Consider the following 17,394-nt stretch of genomic DNA (forward strand, 5'->3'; position numbering starts at 1 on the left):
TACCGGCCGTCGGCCAAAAAATGGGGCCCCCCCCCCCCGGCATCGCCCCCCCCGGCCCGGGGCCCCCCCCGCCCCCCCCCCCCGGGGGGGGCGGGGCCCCCGCCCGGCCCCCCCCCGACGACGGGCCGAACGAGCGAGGGAGGCCGAGATGGCGTGGCTGCCGGTGATCGGCGCGGCGCTGTTCGTCGGCGCCCTGCTGGTGACGGGCCTGCGGACGGGCGGCTGACCGAGCAGGAGGGTCGGCAGTCACAACGGATCGTGCGCCGCACCCACACGGTGCGCTTCCGATGGGCGGTGACGCCCTGCGACTGGGGCGGGCAGGCCGAAGGGCGCGGGGCCCGTCGGGCGACGGGCCCCCGCGTGGCGGGCATCGGGTCAGACGCCCGGGGTGGTGGTGTTCACAGGGCGATGCGGACGGTCTTGACCTGGGTGTAGGTGTCGAGTCCTTCCAGGCCGCCCTCGCGGCCCTGGCCGGACTGCTTGTAGCCGCCGAAGGGGAGGTTGCCGGTGCTCATCTCGGCCCAGGTGTTGATCCAGACGGTGCCGGCCTCGATGGCCGCGGCCATGCGGTGTGCGGTGGTGAGGTTGGTGGTCCACACGGAGGCGGCCAGTCCGTAGTCGGTGTCGTTGGCCTGGGCGATGGCGTCGTCGATGTCGGTGAAGGTGGTGATCACGCCGACGGGGCCGAAGATCTCCTCGCGGACGACGCGCATGTCGGGGCGGACGCCGTCGAGGAGGGTGGGGGCGAAGAAGTATCCGCGGTCACCGAAGCGCCCGCCGCCGGTCACCACGTTCGCGCCCTCCCGGCGGGCGATGTCGAGGTAGGAGCTGACGCGTTCGAACTGCGCCTTGGTGGAGAGCGGTCCCACCAGCGTGCCCTGGGTCAGCGGGTCGCCCGGGGTGAACATCTCCATCGTCTTCAGCAGCTTCGCGACGAACTCCTCGCGGATGCCCTCCTCGACGAACACGCGGGACCCGGCGACGCAGACCTGTCCCGCGTTGCCCAGGAAGCCGGCCGCCACGCCGCGGGCCGCGACGTCGAGGTCGGCGTCGGCGAAGACGACCGACGGCGACTTGCCGCCGAGTTCGAGGGTGACGCGCTTGAGGGTGTCGGTGGCCAGGCGCTGGACCAGCTTGCCGGTCGCGGTCGACCCGGTGAAGGCGATCTTCGCGACGCCGGGGTGCGCGACCAGCGCCTGGCCCGCCTCGGAGCCCAGGCCCGTGACGACGTTCACGACACCGGCCGGCAGATCGGTCTCGGCCAGCAGCTCGGCCAGGCGCAGCGTGCTCAGCGAGGCGGTCTCGGCCGGCTTGAGGACGACGGTGTTGCCGGCGGCCAGGGCCGGGGCGAGCTTGCCGGGCAGCTGGCCCATCGGACCGTTCCAGCCCCAGATGATGCCGACGACGCCGAGCGGCTCCTTGCGGGTGTAGGCCATGCGGTCCTTGCCCGCGGGGACGCTCACGCCGGACAGCTTGGTGGGCCAGCCCGCGTAGTAGCGGAAGACCTCACTCGCCTCGGCGAGCATGTGTGCGGTCAGCATGCGGGGCGCGCCCATGTTGACCGAGTCGATGGTGGCCAGTTCGTCGGCGTGCTCCTCGATGACGTCGGCGATCTGGTTCATGATCCGGCCGCGCCGGTCGGGGCTCATGTCCGCCCAGGCGGGATCGGTGAACGCCGCGCGCGCGGCCCGGACCGCGGCGTCGACGTCGGCTGCCTCGCCGCGCGGCACACCGGCCAGCGCCTCCTCGGTGGCCGGGTCGATGTTCGGCAGGGTCCGTCCGGACACCGCGGCGACCTGCCGGCCGCCGATCCACATCAGTCGCTCCCCGGCCCGGACGAACGCGGGGATGTCACCGCGGGCGGTGTCGGCGACGGGCGGGTTGCTCACAGTTGCAGTCATGATCGTTCCTCTTGTGTGAGTGGTCGGCGTTCTCGGGTGGGTGGTTGGCATTCGTACGTCCGCGAGCCGCACTCGGCCGTGTCACCGCGCGGGATCCGCCGCACGATTTCGGACCAGGCCGGCGCAGACGACGAGGACGGTGGCAGCCCAGGAGGTAGGGGGAAATCGCATCGGCGACGCGGGCGACGCGGGCGGGGTCCTCGTCGGTCGTCCCGGCGACCATCTCGCCGACGATGCCGCCCGGGGTGTGCTCGCCCTCGGCGATGGCGAGCGGGCTCTTCGGAGACGGGCTGAGGTGATGGGCGTCGGTGAACCGCTCCGGTCCCCGGGTGGAGAGATCCCCGGGTGGAGAGAGGGGACCGGTCCTTGCCGCCCGCGACGACCAGGGTCGCGGTGGTCGTGGTGGAGCAGTCCGGCCTCATGAACGGAAGGCGTCCGGCGGCGAAAGAGGGGAGCGGGTCGCCGGTTCCGGTGACGTCGATCGGGGCGCCGGCGGTCCGGGCTCCCCATGGGCGGCCGACGACCGTGCGATGTGCGCACGTCCGACGCGGTCCTCCGGGCCGACCTGGCCGAGGGGGTCACCGAGCCCGTCGAGGACCGCGCGGAGGTCGGCGATCCGCACGCGCCAGATGGTGGCGAAGCGCGGGTCGTCCCGGCCGATGCCACGGCGGCGGGAGTCCAGGTGGGCGGGCCGCGCCACGACGGACCCGGCGGCGGCCCGCCGGTCGACCAGGGGCTCGGATCCGTCCGGCGACCAGGCGTTGCCGTGGGAGAACACGATGACCGGCAGGTTCCGGCCCGCGAGGGGGCGGTGACCTTCGCCTGCGGCTCGAAGCCGCGGCCGGGGGCGGGAACGGTGATGGGCTTGACCGAGGCAATCTGTCGGCCGAGGGGGTGGGAAGACATGGGGAGCCCGGGCTTTCTCGTGGGAGGCTCTGTCGCACTTTGACGGAACGCCGTTCCGCCAATTTAGCGGAACGGTGTTCCGCGAGCAAGTGAGGATCCATGTCCGAACCCGTCGGGCCGCGCCAGACGCAGGCGCGGCGCACCCGCAGCGCCGTACTGGCGGCCGTCCCACGGGTCGCGGCCCCGCCGACGCCGACCCGGTGAGGGCTCCCGCCCAGAGCCCTGGGCCCGCAGTCGCGGGAGCCCCGCCGCCAGGCGGTCGTACAGGCGGTCGCCGTGCACGCCCGGGGCGTCGAAACCAGCTTGTCGGTCAGGTGGCCGACGAACGCGCCGTCCCGGACGTGGCCGCGCACCGGCAGCTCGGCGTCGCCCTCCAGGTGCACGGCGCCCGCGGTCAGGTCGGTCGCCCAGCACGACCGGCGCGGGCAGCCGTCGTCCGCGTCGAGGACCGCGCCCTCCACCGTCAGGTCGCCGTCGACGGCCGGCCCGGTGCCGTACGGTTCCAGCGCGTCCAGGTCGAGCGGGCCGGGGACGGACAGCGCGCCGGAGCCCCGTCGGCAGGGGCGTCGGCCGACGGGGCTCCGGGGTCAGGACGGGTCGGGCTCAGGACGCCTCGGGGCGGCCGATCGAGCAGACGAGTTCGCCGTCCTTCGCGTCCGCGACGATCGTGTCGCCGGGGCGCAGGTCGCCGCCGAGCAGCATGGTGGCGAGGCGGTTGTCGAGCTGGGTCTGGATGGTGCGGCGCAGCGGGCGGGCGCCGAACTCGGGCTGGTGGCCCTTGTCCACCAGCCAGTCCTTGGCGGCGGCGGTGACCTCCAGCTCCATCCCCTGGGCCCTCACCCGGCGTTCGGAGTTGGCCAGCATCAGGTCGACGATCCGCAGCAGGTCGTCGGCGTCCAGCGCGTCGAAGACGATGATGTCGTCGATCCGGTTGAGGAACTCGGGCAGGAAGCGCCCGCGCAGCTCCTCCATCAGCCGGTCGCGGATCTCCTCGGTCTCGCCCTTGTGCGAGAGGATCAGCTGCGAGCCGATGTTGGAGGTCATGATGACCACGGTGTTGCGGAAGTCGACGGTGCGGCCCTGCGCGTCGGTCAGCCGCCCGTCGTCGAGGACCTGCAGCAGCGCGTTGAAGACGTCCGGGTGGGCCTTCTCGACCTCGTCGAACAGCAGCACGCTGTACGGGCGGCGGCGCACCGCCTCGGTGAGCTGCCCGGCCTCGTCGTAGCCGACGTACCCGGGCGGGGCGCCGACCAGGCGGGAGACGGTGTGCTTCTCCTGGAACTCGCTCATGTCGAAGCGGACCAGCCGGTCCTCGTCCCCGAAGATCAACTCCGCCAGGGCCTTGGCGAGTTCGGTCTTGCCGACGCCGGTCGGGCCGAGGAAGAGGAAGGAGCCGACCGGCCGGTTCGGGTCGGCCATCCCGGCCCGGCTGCGGCGCACCGCCTCGGAGACCGCGACCACGGCCTTGTCCTGGCCGATCACCCGGTCGTGCAGCTCGTCCTCCAGCTTGAGCAGCCGGGCCTTCTCGTCCTCGGTGAGCTGGGAGACCGGGATGCCGGTCTGCCGGGAGAGCACGTCGGCGATGTCGTCGACGGTCACCGAGACCACGCCCTCGCGGCGCTCCTCGATCTCGGCGCCCTGCGCCTCCAGGTCGGCGATCCGGGTCTTCAGCTCGGAGGCGCGGGAGAAGTCCTCGGCGGCCACCGCCTCGTCCTTCTCGCGGCGCAGCTTGGCGAGTTCGTCCTCGCGGCCGATCACCTCGGTGGAGCGGCCCAGGCCGCGCAGCCGGACCCGCGCCCCGGCCTGGTCGATCAGGTCGATGGCCTTGTCGGGCAGGAAGCGGTCGGAGACGTACCGGTCGGAGAGGTCGGCGGCGGCGCGCAGCGCCTCGTCGGTGAAGCGGACCTGGTGGTGCGCCTCGTAGGAGTCGCGCAGGCCCTCCAGGATCTGCACGGTCTCCTCCACCGAGGGCTCCGGGATCAGCACCGGCTGGAAGCGGCGCTCCAGCGCCGGGTCCTTCTCGATGTGCTTGCGGTACTCGTCGATGGTGGTGGCGCCGATGACGTGCAGCTCGCCGCGGGCCAGCGCGGGCTTGAGCATGTTGCCCGCGTCCATCGCGCCCTCGCCGCCCGCGCCCGCGCCGACCACGGTGTGCAGCTCGTCGATGAACAGCACGGTGGAGTCGGCGGCCTCGCGGACCTCGTCGATGACGTTCTTCAGCCGCTCCTCGAACTCGCCGCGGTACTTGGAGCCCGCGACCAGCCCGGACAGGTCGAGCGAGACCACCCGCCGGTCCTTCAGGGTGGAGGGCACGTCGCCGGAGACGATCCGCTGCGCCAGGCCCTCGACGATCGCGGTCTTGCCGACGCCGGGCTCGCCGATCAGCACCGGGTTGTTCTTCGAGCGGCGGGAGAGGATCTCGACGGTCTGCTCGATCTCCTCGGCCCGGCCGACCACCGGGTCGAGCCGGCCGAGCTTGGCGTCCTCGGTGAGGTCGCGCCCGTACTCGTCCAGGGTCGGCGTCCGGCTCTCCTCCTTCGCGGACGCGCGCTCGCCGCGGGCGGCGGCCTCGGCGCCGCGCTGCAGCCGGGCGGGGTCGGCGCCCTGGGCGTTCAGCAGCCGGCCGACCGCCGAGTCCGGGTCGTCCAGCAGGGCGGCCAGGACGTGCTCGGGGCCGATGTAGGAGACCCCGGCGGCCTGCGAGCGGGCGTGCGCGCCGATCAGGACGCGCTTGGCGGCGGGGGTCAGGCCCGGGTCGACGGACGGGTCGGCCGCACCGGCGGGCAGGCTGCGCTCCAGCACGGCGGCGAGCTGGTCCGGATCGACCCCCGCCCGGGCGAGCAGGCCGCGGGACGGCTCGACCTGCGTCGCGGCCCACAGCAGGTGCGGGGTGTCCAGGTCGGTGCTGCCGTCCTCCTGCGCGCGCAGCTCGGCGCGGGCGATCAGCTCGCGGGCGGACTCGGTCAGCAGCCGTCCGATCGGGACGCGCTGGACGGCGGGCGGGGAGGCGGCCGGGTTCAGGCCGAAGAAGCGGTTGAGCAGGTCGGAGAAGGCGTCGTCGGAGCCGAAAGAGCCGAAGCCGGGCATGGTCATCGTGAGGGCACTCCCCTGGGCGGACGGGCAGCAGTCCCCCCGAACTATGCCAATCCGGGGCGATCGCCGCCCCGCAGGGTGATCCGGACAGGTGGCGGGGCCCGCGCGGAGCCGGTTCCCAGCCGGCTTCCAGGAACTTGGGACAGGCATTACCTCGCCATGGGAGTCTGATGACCTTGGATCCAGCGGGCGCCCGGGCCGACCGTCCGGAACGCCCGCGCGCACCACCCGAGGGGGACGGGCCATGCCGACCGCGGACCGCGCCGCCAGCCGACGGGGCATCGACGCCCTGCTGCGCCGCTCCCCGCTGCAGCCGGTCTTCCGGGCCCGGGCCGCCCGGCGGCTCGCCGTGCTCGCCTACCACGGCATCGACGACCCGGCGGCCTTCCGGGCCCAGATGGAGCGGCTGGCCCGCACCGCCCGCCCGGTCGGCGTGGAGGAGGTCGCCCGGGCCGCCGAGCACCGCCGCCCGCTGCCCGCCCGCAGCGTCCTGGTCACCTTCGACGACGGCGACCGCAGCGTGCTCACCGAGGGGCTGCCCGTGCTGGCCCGGCTCGGCATCCCCGCCGCCGCGTACGTGATCACCGACCTGGTCGGCGGCGACCGGCCGTACTGGTGGACCGAGGCCGCCCACCTGCTCGCCCGCGGCGGCCGCACTCGGGCGCTGCACGGCCTCGACGCACCCGCCGCCGTCCGTCGGCTCAAGACCCTGCCCGACGCCGAACGGCGGCGCGCCCTGGCCGAGTTGCGCGCCACCGCGACCCGGCAGGCGCCCCGGCAGCGGCAGTTGAGCCCCGCGGAGCTGCACACCCTGGCCGACGCCGGGATCGCGATCGGCAACCACACCGCCTCCCACCCCTGCCTGGACCGCTGCAGCGACACCGAGGTCGACGCCCAACTCGTCGCCTCCCACGACAAGTTGACCCAGTGGATGGGCCGCCCGCCGACCACCTTCGCCTACCCCAACGGCAACTACGACCCGCGCGCCGACCGCGTGCTGCGCACCCTCGGGTACCGTACGGGGTTCCTGTTCGACCACCGGCACGCCGAACTGGCCCCGGCCCACCGGCTGCGGATCAGCCGCCTGCGGGTCAACTCGCACACCGGGCGCGACCGCTTCGACACCATCCTGTCCGGGCTGCACCCCGCCGTGCACCGCCTGCGCGGCGGCCGATGACGATGGACGCGGAGGGGGAGCGGACCGTGCCGGAGATCCGACGCACACCCGAGCTGGACGGCGAACTCGTGCACGACTGGCGCGAGTTGGTCGACGACGACCCGGACGGCTCCTGGTTCGCCGGGCCCGACTGGGTGCTCGCCTGGTGGCGCACCCTGGGCGCCGGGCAGCGCGGCGAGATCGCGGTGTGGCGCGGCCCGGACGGCCGGGCCGAGGCCGTGCTGCCGCTCGCCGCCGTCCGGCTGCGGGCCCACCCCCGGCTGCCGCTCGCCGCACCCGCGCTCACCCTGCTCGGCACCGGCGCGGGCGCCGCCGACCACTGCGGGCCCGCCGTCCGCCCGCACCGGCGCGCCGAGGTCGCCGCCCACCTGGCCGACCGCGCGCGCCGCGACACCCTGTGGCTGCCCGGCCTCGACCCGGCCCACGCCGACCTGCTGCCCCCCGGCGCCCGCCCCGTCACCCGCTCCGCCTGCCCGCGCGCCGACCTCACCGACGGCCCCGACCGGCTCGGCTCCCGGGACTTCCGGGCCGCCAACCGCCGCGCCCACCGCCGCCTCGCCGCGGCCGGGGTCAGCTTCCACTGGCTGCCCCCGGGCACCGCCGGGCCGGAGCTGCTGGACGACCTGCTGCGCCTGCACCGGCTGCGCCGCGAAGCCGTCGCGGGCGGCGCCAGCAGCTTCGGCGCCGACCGGCTGCCGCTGCACCGCCAGTTGCTGGGCTCCGCCGCGCCCGGCCGCGGACCGGCCTTCCAGATCGCCCGGCACCGCGACGAGTTGGTCGGCGTGCTGTACGGCTTCCGCTGGGCCGACCGCTTCGCCTACTACCAGACCGGCTGGGACCCGCGCTGGGCCGCCGAGTCGCTGGGCACCGCGCTGGTCGACGCGGCGATCCGCAACTGCGCCGCCGAGGGCGTGCGGACCTTCGACTTCCTGCGCGGCCGGGAGCCGTACAAGTACCGCTTCGGCGCGGTCGACCGCACCGACACCGGCTGGCTGCTGCCGCGCGGGCCCGGCGGGGCGCTGCTCTCGCTCAAGCACCGCCTGCGCGGCGGCAGTTGACGGGACGACAGGGCGTCGCGCCAGGGCGGAGCGTCAGGTATTGACGTCGCCGTCCAGGTAGACCCACTCGCCCTGGTGGCGGACGAAGCGGCTGCGCTCGTGCAGCGCGTCGGCCCGGCCGCCGTCCAGGTAGTGGGCGCGGAACTCGACGGTGCCCTCGGTGTGGAACGGGCCGCCCTCGGCGGAGCCGAGGACCTCCAGGCGCTCCCAGCGCAGCGAGGGGTCGAAGTCGACCGCGGCGGGCCGGGTGTCCGGGTGCCAGGAGCGCAGCAGGTAGGGCTCGTCGCGGACCGCGAAGGCGCTGAACCGGGAGCGCATCAGCTGCTCGGCGCTGCCCGCGGTGGCCTCGCCGCGGTGCAGGCGGCCGCAGCAGTCGGCGTACCGGGCGGGCAGGCCGCAGGGGCAGTCGGTCGGGGCGGTGGGGGCGGGGGTGCGTCGGCGGGCCATGGGGTCCATTATCGCGCGGCCCGCCCCCCGACCTGGCAGTATGATTGTCGACTTTTGTCCGGTTCGTCCCGGCGCGGCGCGGGCATGCCCCCGGGCGGCGCGGGCAGGATGATCGCGTGCCGCGCCCCGGCGCGGCACCGCAGGGGGCGACTGTCGGCGAGGGCGAAGGGAACCGCGATGAGCGACCACCACTACAACGTGCTGCTGCTCGGCTTCACCGACCAGGCGGAGTGCCGCCGGGCCTACGAGGACGCGATGCACCTGCCCGGGCTGCGGCAGGTCGCGGTGCTGGAGCGCGACGCCGAGGGCATCGTCGACATCCCGGAGAGCCACATCCGCGGCGCGGGCGTCCCCACCGTCGGCTCCGGCCTGGTCGGCGGCCTGGTCGGGCTGCTCGGCGGCCCGATCGGCGTGCTGCTGGGCTTCGCCGCGGGCGCGGTGATCGGCAACGCCGCCGAGCAGGCCGAGATGACCGACGGCGGCGCCGGGCTGATCGTGCTCTCCTCCCGGGTCGACAACGGGCGGGCGCTGCTGGTCGTCTACCTGACCGAGCACGAGGAGGGGCCCGCCGACGAGCTGGCCGCCAAGTACGGCGCCTCGGTGGAGCGGATCTCCGCCGAGGAGTTCGCCGAGCAGGTCCGGATCGCCAAGGAGAAGGCGCTGGAGGACTGACGGGGGCGCCCGGAGCGCCCCGGGCCGTCAGAAGTACGGGCGGTAGCCGTCCCTGAGCCGGTCGAGGTCGCGCCGCTCGCGCTTGGTCGGCCGCCCGGCGCCCCGCTCGCGCTGGGCGACGGCGGCCGGGCGCTCCTCGCGCGGCGGCGGCGGAGGGCTGTGGTCCACGTAGCAGGTCTCGGCGACCGGGGCGCCGACCCGCTTGGCGATCGGGCGCACCACCTGGACGATCCGCTCCCGCCCCTCGATCCGCACCCGCACGTCGTCGCCCGGCTTGACGTGCTGCGCGGGCTTCGCGGTCGCCCCGTTCACCTTCACGTGCCCGGCCCGGCAGGCCGCACCCGCCGCCGAGCGGGTCTTGATCAGCCGGACCGCCCAGATCCAGCTGTCGATCCGCACGCTCACCTCGTCCGCACTCATGCCCACGACTCTAGTCGGGCCCAGCTTTTTGCAACTAGTTGCACGGCCGGTCCGCCGCGTCCTACCGTTGGGTAACAAATCCCGACCGGAGGCGTCGATGACCGCTGCGTACCCCCACCTGCTGGCCCCGCTCGACCTGGGCTTCACCACCCTGCCGAACCGGGTGGTGATGGGCTCCATGCACGTCGGCCTGGAGGAGGCCGAGCACGGCTTCGAGCGGATGGCGGCCTTCTACGCGGAGCGCGCCCGCGGCGGCGTCGGCCTGATCGTCACCGGCGGCATCGCCCCCAACGAGGCCGGACGCCCCTGGTCGGGCGGCGCCAAGCTCACCACCGGGGCCGAGGCCGCCGAGCACCGCACCATCACCGACGCCGTGCACGCCGCGGGCGGGAAGATCGCCCTGCAGATCCTGCACTTCGGCCGGTACGCCTACCACCAGGACCTGGTCGCCCCGTCCGCCCTGCAGGCCCCGATCAGCCCGTACGTCCCGCACGAGCTCACCGCCGAGCAGGTCGAGCAGACCATCGAGGACTTCGCCCGCTGCGCCGAACTCGCCCGCTCCGCCGGGTACGACGGCGTGGAGGTGATGGGCTCCGAGGGCTACCTGATCAACGAGTTCGTCGCCGCGCAGACCAACCACCGCACCGACGAGTGGGGCGGCAGCTACGAGAACCGGATGCGCTTCCCGGTGGAGGTCGTCCGGCGGGTGCGCGAGCGGGTCGGGCCGGACTTCATCCTGATCTACCGGCTCTCCATGCTCGACCTCGTCCCCGGCGGCTCCACCTTCGACGAGGTGGTCCGCCTGGCCCGCGAGGTCGAGGCCGCCGGGGCCACCATCATCAACACCGGCATCGGCTGGCACGAGGCCCGCATCCCGACCATCGCCACCTCGGTGCCGCGCGGCGCCTACGCCTGGGTCACCAAGAAGCTGATGGGGCAGGTGGGCGTCCCGCTGGTCACCACCAACCGGATCAACACCCCCGAGCTGGCCGAGGAACTGCTCGCCACCGGGCACGCCGACCTGGTCTCGCTGGCCCGGCCGATGCTCGCCGACCCCGCCTTCGTCAACAAGGCCGCCGCGGGCACCCCCGAGGCCATCAACACCTGCATCGGCTGCAACCAGGCCTGCCTGGACCACACCTTCAGCGCCAAGATCACCTCCTGCCTGGTCAACCCGCGCGCCTGCCACGAGACCGAACTCGTCCTCGCCCCCACCCGCCGCGCCAAGCGGATCGCCGTGGTCGGCGCCGGACCGGCCGGACTCGCCTTCGCCACCTCCGCCGCCGACCGCGGCCACCGCGTCACCCTGTTCGACGCCGCGGACGAGATCGGCGGGCAGCTGAACGTCGCCCGGCGGGTGCCCGGCAAGCAGGAGTTCGACGAGACGCTGCGCTACTACCGGCACGAACTCGCCCGCACCGGCGTCGAGTTGCGCCTGGGCAAGGTCGTCGGCCCGGACGAGCTGACCGGCTGGGACGAGGTGGTGCTGGCCACCGGCGTCACCCCGCGCACCCCGCAGATCGACGGCGTCGACCACCCCAGCGTGCTCGGCTACCTCGACGTCCTACAGGGCGGCGCGCAGGTCGGCGCGAAGGTCGCGGTGATCGGCGCGGGCGGCATCGGCTTCGACGTCGCCGCGTACCTCACCGACCCCGGCGCGGACGCCCCCGACTTCCTCGCGCAGTGGGGCGTCGACCGCGACCACACCGGCCCCGGCGGCCTCGCCGCCCCCGAGCGGCCCGCGAGCCCGCGCCAGGTCTTCCTGCTGCAGCGCAAGGCCGGCAAGGTCGGCGCCGGGCTCGGCAAGACCACCGGCTGGATCCACCGCACCGAACTGCGCCACCGCGGCGTGGTGACCGTCCCCGGCGTCGAGTACCGCCGGATCGACGACGACGGCCTGCACGTCACCGTGGACGGCGAGGAGCGGCTCCTGCCCGTCGACCACGTCGTGCTGTGTGCGGGCCAGGAGCCGCGCCGCGACCTGCTCGACGCCCTGCGCGAGCGCGGCGTCGAACCCCACCTGATCGGCGGCGCCGACCTGGCCGCCGAACTCGACGCCAAGCGCGCCGTCGACCAGGGCACCCGGCTGGCCGCCGCGCTCTGACCGGCCGTCAGCAGTAGGTCAGCGGGCAGCCCCGGCGCAGGCAGTGCTGGGCCGCCCGCAGGTACATCGCGGCGTAGAAGGCGGCGTCCGCGTCCCGGGCCCAGCGCCCGGGGCGGCCGGCCGCCGCCGACGCGCTGCCCGGACCGTCCAGGAACCAGCAGGTCAGGTCCAGGTTGTCGGAGAACTCCGGTAGGTCGGTGGGGAGTTCCAGCGCGGCGGCCAGCCGTTCGGCGAGCGGCAGCACCCGGTGCGCCGATGCCACCAGGGTGTCGTCGGCGTAGGCGGACGGCACCGGCAGCGCGATCTCCTCGTCCAGTGGCACCGGTACCAGCACCGACCAGCCGAGCAGCGTCTCCGTCTCGTCGGGGGTCAGCAGCTCCCGGCACAGGGCGGCGAAGGACTCCATCGGCGGGACGAGCTTCTCCTCGAACGACTGCCCGGACCCGCGGACGACCTCCGCGGGCGGCGGCACCGACAGGTACGGCGGCAGGCCGCGCCGGGCCAGCTCCTCGTTCAGCGCCGAGGCCACGGCGGAGCGCCCGTCCTCCTCCGGGCCGAACCACTCGTCCGCGTCCACGCTCACCAGGTACGTTCCCATGCGCGCAGGCTAGTGCGGCCCGCCGACAGCGCGCCGCCGCCCACCGGGGCCGGGGCTCCGGTGGGCGGCGGCGGGCGGGGGCCGGGGCGGGTCAGTAGAGCGAGACCCCGTACGCGGAGAGGGCCTCGGTGACGGGCTGGAAGAAGGTGGTGCCGCCGCTGGTGCAGTCGCCGCTGCCGCCGGAGGTCAGGCCCAGGGCCTTGGTGCCGTCGTACAGCGGGCCGCCGGAGTCGCCGCCCTCGGCGCAGACGGTGGTCTGGATCAGGCCGCTGACGGTGCCGCCGTCGGAGTAGCGGACGGTGGCGTTCAGGGCGGTGACCTTGCCGCTGTGGGTGCCGGTGGTCGAGCCGGTGCGCTTGACGGCCTCGCCGACGTACGCGTTGGCGGCGGTGAAGCCGCCCGGGTGGCTGAGTGAGGTGTTGGTGTAGCGGACCAGGGCGTAGTCGTTGCCGGGGAAGCTGGATCCGGCGGTGGTGCCGGCCACCGTGGTCTGGCCGGAGTTGGTGTACCAGGTGCTCGCGATGTTGCCGCAGTGCCCGGCGGTCAGGAAGTAGTACGTGCTGCCCTTGACCACGTTGAAGCCCAGCGAGCAGCGGTAGCCGCCGCCGTAGATCGCGGCGCCCGCGGACAGCTTCGGGCTGAAGGTGCCGGGGGTGCGCTCGACCTTCAGGCGGGCGGAGTCCGCCCCGGCGGCCGCGGTGAGGCGGGCCAGCGCGGCCGGGGTGACGGTGCTGTCGGCGGTCACCACGACCTTCCCGGAGGCCGGGTCGGTGTGCCAGGCGATGCCGTTGACGCCGCTGAGCCCGACCGAGTCGCTGACCCGGGCCAGGGCGGCGGTGGCGTCGGGGGCGGCGGTGGCGGCCCCGGCGGCGGGCACCGCGAGGGCGGTCGCCGCGGCGAGGGCGGCGGCGACGGCGAGCAGGCGGACGCCGGTGCGGCGCGGGCGGTCGGTGGTGCGCGTGGTCCTCACAGATCTCCTCCTGGGGGAGTGGGAGAGGCCCTGGGGTAGGGGCCGTGAGGCGCGGGCAGGGGAGGTCGGCACCGGCTCGTGGCCCGGTGCTTGAACTGACCCTGACAGGCGCTATCCGGGAGTATGCGGACGCCCGACGAGGCTGCGCAAGACCCCGTAAGCGCTTTCCCATCCGACCGGTCGGTCGGCAACTCCGGCGCGCGGCCCGCCTGCTGAGCCGACGTCACAGGTCAGCGCCCCACCGGGGCCCGGCCTGCCCGTACGATCGGCCGCATGTCACTGCCGCACGCGATCCTCACCGCCCTGCTGGAGAAGCCGTCCTCGGGGCTGGAGTTGACCCGGCGGTTCGACCGGTCGATCGGGTTCTTCTGGTCGGCCACCCACCAGCAGATCTACCGCGAACTCGGACGCCTGGAGCGCGCGGGCCTGGTCCGGGCGTCCGGCCCGGGGGCGGGGCGCGGGCAGCGCAAGGAGTACGAGGTGCTGCCGGACGGGCGGGCCGAGCTGGCCCGGTGGACCGCCCTGCCGCAGGACCCGAAGCCCGTCCGCGACCCGCTGCTGCTGCGGCTGCGGGCCGCCGCCGTGCTGGGTCTGGACGGACTGGGGGAGGAGCTGGCCCGGCACCGCGAACTGCACCGGGCGCAGCTCGCCGAGTACCTGGAGATCGAGCGGCGGGACTTCCCGCCGGAGGCCGCGGCCGGGGAGAACCGGCTGCAGCACCTGGTGCTGCGCGGCGGCATCCAGCTGGAGTCGTTCTGGCTGGCCTGGCTGGACGAGGCGCTGGGGGAGACGGTGGAAGGGGCGGCGGAGGAGGCGGCGGAGGGCCGGGAATAGGGGCGGGTGGCGTGCCGTTGTCGCGAGTGGTTGAATGTTGAATCAACCTCGAAGGAGTTGAGAGCGGTGCAGTTCGGCATCTTCAGCGTCGGCGACGTGACCACCGACCCCACCAACGGGCGGACCCCGACCGAGCACGAGCGGATCAAGGCCATGGTGGCCATCGCGCTCAAGGCCGAGGAGGTCGGGCTCGACGTGTTCGCCACCGGCGAGCACCACAACCCGCCGTTCGTCCCGTCCTCGCCCACCACCATGCTCGGCTACGTCGCGGCCCGCACGGAGAGGCTGATCCTCTCCACCTCGACCACGCTGATCACCACCAACGACCCGGTGAAGATCGCCGAGGACTTCGCGATGCTCCAGCACCTCGCCGAGGGCCGGGTCGACGTGATGATGGGCCGCGGCAACACCGGCCCGGTCTACCCGTGGTTCGGCAAGGACATCCGCCAGGGCATCCCGCTCGCGGTCGAGAACTACGCCCTGCTGCACCAGCTCTGGCGCGAGGAGAACGTCGACTGGCAGGGCCGCTTCCGCACCCCCCTGCAGTCCTTCACCTCCACCCCGCGCCCGCTCGACGACACCCCGCCGTTCGTCTGGCACGGCTCCATCCGCAGTCCCGAGATCGCCGAACAGGCCGCCTACTACGGCGACGGCTTCTTCGCCAACAACATCTTCTGGCCCAAGGAGCACTTCCAGCGCCTGATCGAGCTCTACCGGGAGCGCTACGCCCACTACGGCCACGGCACCCCCGAGCAGGCGATCGTCGGCCTCGGCGGCCAGGTCTTCATGCGGAAGAACTCCCAGGACGCCGTCCGCGAGTTCCGCCCGTACTTCGACAACGCCCCCGTCTACGGCCACGGCCCCTCGCTGGAGGAGTTCACCGCGCAGACCCCGCTCACCGTCGGCAGCCCGCAGGAGGTCATCGAGAAGACGCTCGCCTTCCGCGACACCTTCGGCGACTACCAGCGCCAGCTCTTCCTGATGGACCACGCCGGGCTCCCGCTCAAGACCGTCCTGGAACAGCTCGACCTGCTCGGCGAGGAGGTCGTCCCGGTGCTGCGCGCCGAGTTCGCCAAGAACCGCCCGGCCGAGGTGCCGGACGGGCCCACCCACGCCGCGCGCGTGGCCGCCAGGGAGACGGAGGTGGCGTCGAAGTGAGCGCCCTCAAGCTCGTCGTGGTGACGGCCGGGCTCAGCGTCCCCTCCTCCACCCGGCTGCTCGCCGACCGCCTCGCCGAGGCCACCGCCCGCGACCTGCGCGAGGCCGGGCGGGAGGCGGACGTCCAGGTCGTCGAACTGCGCGCGCTCGCCCGCGACATCGCCGACAACCTGGTCACCGGCTTCCCCCCGCCCGCGCTGCGCGACGCCGTCCGGGCGGTGGAGGAGGCGGACGGGGTCATCGCCGTCACGCCGATCTTCTCCGCGTCCTACAGCGGGCTGTTCAAGTCCTTCGTGGACGTGCTCGACAAGGACGCGCTGACCGGCAAGCCCGTGCTGATCGCCGCCACCGGCGGCACCGCCCGGCACAGCCTCGCCCTCGAACACGCGATGCGACCGCTGTTCGCCTACCTGCGCGCCGTGGTCGTCCCCACCGCGGTCTTCGCCGCCTCCGAGGACTGGGGCGCGAACGGCGCCGACGGCTCGCTCGCCGCACGGATCGCCCGCGCGGCGGGCGAACTCGCCGAGAGCCTGGTCGGCCGCCCCGCCACCCCTCGCGCCCGGGCGGCCGAGCACGAGCAGGTCGTCCCCTTCGCCCAGCAACTCGCGGCGCTGCGCGCCCGCTGACACCCGAGGAGTCACCGCCATGGAACCCCAGGTCCGCGACAACGCCGAACAGTCCCGGTTCGAGATCAGCACCGACGCCGGGCCCGCCGGCTTCGCCGAGTACCAGCTCCGCGACGAGGGACGCACCGTCGCCTTCGTGCACACCGTCATCGACCCCGCCTTCGAGGGCCAGGGCCTCGGCGGCAAGCTGGCCCGCGCCGCGCTGGACGCCGTCCGCGAGCGCGGCGCGAGCGTCCTGCCGTACTGCCCGTTCATCCGCGGCTGGATCGCCAAGCACCCGGAGTACGTGGAGCTGGTGCCGGAGGGGAAGCGGGCCAAGTTCGACCTCTGAGACGCCTCGCCCGGGCCGGAACCGGGAGGCGAAACCGGGAGGTGCAACCAGGGGCGCGGGGAGCTGCGCGCAGAGGAAGGAGCACGTCGGCAAGATCGCGGGACAGTGCAGGTTCTCGTCCTGCTTCGCGATCCGGCTGTGCGTGCTCGCTCGGCCGCGCAGTTCCCCGCGCCCCTGCTTTCGCCTCCCGGTTCCGCTCTCCCCGCTCGGATCTCTTGCCGGAGCTTGCCGGGTCGGTGCAGGGCGTGGACGAACGGCCCGGTGAGGGCTATCGTCGCGGCTCGTGACCTTCTCCATCGTGGCCCGGCAGGGCACCGCGTTCGGTGTCGCCGTGGCGAGCAAGTTCCTGTCGGTCGGTGCGCTGGTGCCCGCGGCCGAGGTCGGGGTGGGTGCGCTGGCGACGCAGGCGTGGGCCAACGTCGCGTACCGGCCGCAGGGGATGGCCGTGCTGCGCAGCGGAGTGGCGGCGGCCGGGGTGCTGGCGGCGCTGCTCGCGGCGGACGAAGGGCGGGCGCACCGGCAGGTGGGGGTGGTCGGGCCCGCGGGGGACGGGGTGACGTACACGGGGGCGGAGTGCCTGTTGTGGGCCGGGGGCGTCGCCGGGGACGGGTACGCGATCCAGGGGAACATCCTCACCGGGCCCGAGGTGGTGCGGGACATGGAGGCGGCCTGGCTGGCCGCCGCCCGGCTGCCGTTCGCGGACCGGCTGGTGGCCGCCCTCGCGGCGGGCGACGCGGCGGGCGGGGACGCCCGCGGGCGGCAGAGCGCCGCGCTGTACGTGGTGGAGCCGGGGCGGGGGGTCGGCGGCTGGGGCGACACCGCGTACGACCTGCGGGTGGACGACCACGCGGAGCCGGTCGCCGAGCTGCGCCGGCTGCTGGCCGTGCACGAGGTGCTGCACGGGGTCCCGGACCCGGCGCAGCTGCTCCCGCTGGAGGGGGAACTCGCGTCCGAGGTACGGGAGTTGCTCGGCGGGCTGGGGTACGACTCGCTGGACCGCTGGGCGGGGGTGGAGAACCTGGAGGGCCGTCTCGTCGCGGGCCGGATCGACCCGGTGGTCCTCGACCACCTGCGGACGGCCTCCAGGGCGGCGGGCTGA

General features: G+C 74.3%; 15 protein-coding genes and 1 pseudogene. 9 read left to right on the plus strand and 7 right to left on the minus strand.

All coding sequences use genetic code 11. The features are described from left to right. Positions 1–398: 398 nt before the first annotated feature. The 3 genes and pseudogenes from ACFY00_RS03500 to ACFY00_RS03510 all read right to left on the minus strand — a co-directional run bounded on the left by ACFY00_RS03500 (position 399) and on the right by ACFY00_RS03510 (position 5,900). Positions 399–1,901, minus strand: a complete 1,503-nt coding sequence (locus ACFY00_RS03500; RefSeq protein WP_388026733.1) for an aldehyde dehydrogenase family protein — start codon at positions 1,899–1,901, stop codon at positions 399–401. A 148-nt stretch (positions 1,902–2,049) separates the two neighbouring features. Further along, positions 2,050–2,807, minus strand: a pseudogene (locus ACFY00_RS03505) (chlorophyllase); the annotation flags it as partial. 603 nt (positions 2,808–3,410) lie between these two features. Then, a complete protein-coding gene (locus ACFY00_RS03510; protein WP_388026734.1) occupies positions 3,411–5,900 on the minus strand; it encodes an ATP-dependent Clp protease ATP-binding subunit in 2,490 nt (829 codons plus the stop codon). Between the two features lie 244 nt (positions 5,901–6,144). Here ACFY00_RS03510 and ACFY00_RS03515 point away from each other — a divergent pair, with 244 nt between their 5' ends. After that, positions 6,145–7,077 (plus strand): polysaccharide deacetylase family protein, encoded by a 933-nt coding sequence (locus ACFY00_RS03515; RefSeq protein WP_388026736.1) that lies wholly within the window; start codon positions 6,145–6,147, stop codon positions 7,075–7,077. Between the two features lie 26 nt (positions 7,078–7,103). Next, positions 7,104–8,135 (plus strand): GNAT family N-acetyltransferase, encoded by a 1,032-nt coding sequence (locus ACFY00_RS03520; RefSeq protein WP_388026737.1) that lies wholly within the window; start codon positions 7,104–7,106, stop codon positions 8,133–8,135. A gap of 33 nt (positions 8,136–8,168) precedes the next feature. Here ACFY00_RS03520 and ACFY00_RS03525 read toward each other — a convergent pair whose 3' ends face one another. Further along, positions 8,169–8,582 carry a YchJ family protein gene (locus ACFY00_RS03525; protein WP_388026738.1) on the minus strand — a complete coding sequence of 138 codons (414 nt, stop codon included), beginning with the start codon at positions 8,580–8,582 and terminating at the stop codon, positions 8,169–8,171. Positions 8,583–8,759: 177 nt separating this feature from the next. Between ACFY00_RS03525 and ACFY00_RS03530 the strand changes: the two genes are divergently transcribed. After that, the gene (locus ACFY00_RS03530; RefSeq protein ID WP_388026740.1) at positions 8,760–9,254 is read left to right on the plus strand and encodes a hypothetical protein; all 495 of its coding nucleotides are present in this window, start codon (positions 8,760–8,762) and stop codon (positions 9,252–9,254) included. Positions 9,255–9,281: 27 nt separating this feature from the next. Here ACFY00_RS03530 and ACFY00_RS03535 read toward each other — a convergent pair whose 3' ends face one another. Further along, the gene (locus tag ACFY00_RS03535; protein ID WP_388026741.1) at positions 9,282–9,674 is read right to left on the minus strand and encodes an RNA-binding S4 domain-containing protein; all 393 of its coding nucleotides are present in this window, start codon (positions 9,672–9,674) and stop codon (positions 9,282–9,284) included. Between the two features lie 97 nt (positions 9,675–9,771). Between ACFY00_RS03535 and ACFY00_RS03540 the strand changes: the two genes are divergently transcribed. Beyond that, positions 9,772–11,778, plus strand: a complete 2,007-nt coding sequence (locus ACFY00_RS03540; RefSeq protein WP_388026743.1) for an FAD-dependent oxidoreductase — start codon at positions 9,772–9,774, stop codon at positions 11,776–11,778. A 7-nt stretch (positions 11,779–11,785) separates the two neighbouring features. On the opposite strand, the gene ACFY00_RS03545 is transcribed toward ACFY00_RS03540, so the two are convergent. After that, the gene (locus ACFY00_RS03545; RefSeq protein ID WP_388026745.1) at positions 11,786–12,376 is read right to left on the minus strand and encodes a hypothetical protein; all 591 of its coding nucleotides are present in this window, start codon (positions 12,374–12,376) and stop codon (positions 11,786–11,788) included. Positions 12,377–12,467: 91 nt separating this feature from the next. Then, positions 12,468–13,346 (minus strand): S1 family peptidase, encoded by an 879-nt coding sequence (locus tag ACFY00_RS03550; protein ID WP_388026747.1) that lies wholly within the window; start codon positions 13,344–13,346, stop codon positions 12,468–12,470. A 273-nt stretch (positions 13,347–13,619) separates the two neighbouring features. Here ACFY00_RS03550 and ACFY00_RS03555 point away from each other — a divergent pair, with 273 nt between their 5' ends. The 5 genes from ACFY00_RS03555 (at position 13,620) to ACFY00_RS03575 (ending at position 17,394) form a co-directional block, all read left to right on the plus strand. After that, a complete protein-coding gene (locus tag ACFY00_RS03555; protein ID WP_388026749.1) occupies positions 13,620–14,180 on the plus strand; it encodes a PadR family transcriptional regulator in 561 nt (186 codons plus the stop codon). A 66-nt stretch (positions 14,181–14,246) separates the two neighbouring features. Further along, on the plus strand, positions 14,247–15,338 hold the full coding sequence (locus tag ACFY00_RS03560) for an LLM class flavin-dependent oxidoreductase (RefSeq protein WP_388026751.1): 1,092 nt from the start codon (positions 14,247–14,249) through the stop codon (positions 15,336–15,338). After that, positions 15,335–15,964: an FMN reductase gene (locus tag ACFY00_RS03565; RefSeq protein ID WP_388026753.1), complete on the plus strand. Its 630-nt coding sequence runs from the start codon at positions 15,335–15,337 to the stop codon at positions 15,962–15,964. Before ACFY00_RS03560 ends, ACFY00_RS03565 begins: the two co-directional genes overlap by 4 nt. Before the next feature lie 19 nt (positions 15,965–15,983). Next, positions 15,984–16,295: a GNAT family N-acetyltransferase gene (locus ACFY00_RS03570; protein ID WP_388026755.1), complete on the plus strand. Its 312-nt coding sequence runs from the start codon at positions 15,984–15,986 to the stop codon at positions 16,293–16,295. Positions 16,296–16,578: 283 nt separating this feature from the next. After that, positions 16,579–17,394, plus strand: a complete 816-nt coding sequence (locus tag ACFY00_RS03575; RefSeq protein WP_388026757.1) for a DUF1028 domain-containing protein — start codon at positions 16,579–16,581, stop codon at positions 17,392–17,394.

This window comes from Kitasatospora sp. NPDC001540 (assembly GCF_042894345.1).
GTDB classification, from domain to species: domain Bacteria; phylum Actinomycetota; class Actinomycetes; order Streptomycetales; family Streptomycetaceae; genus Kitasatospora; species Kitasatospora phosalacinea_C.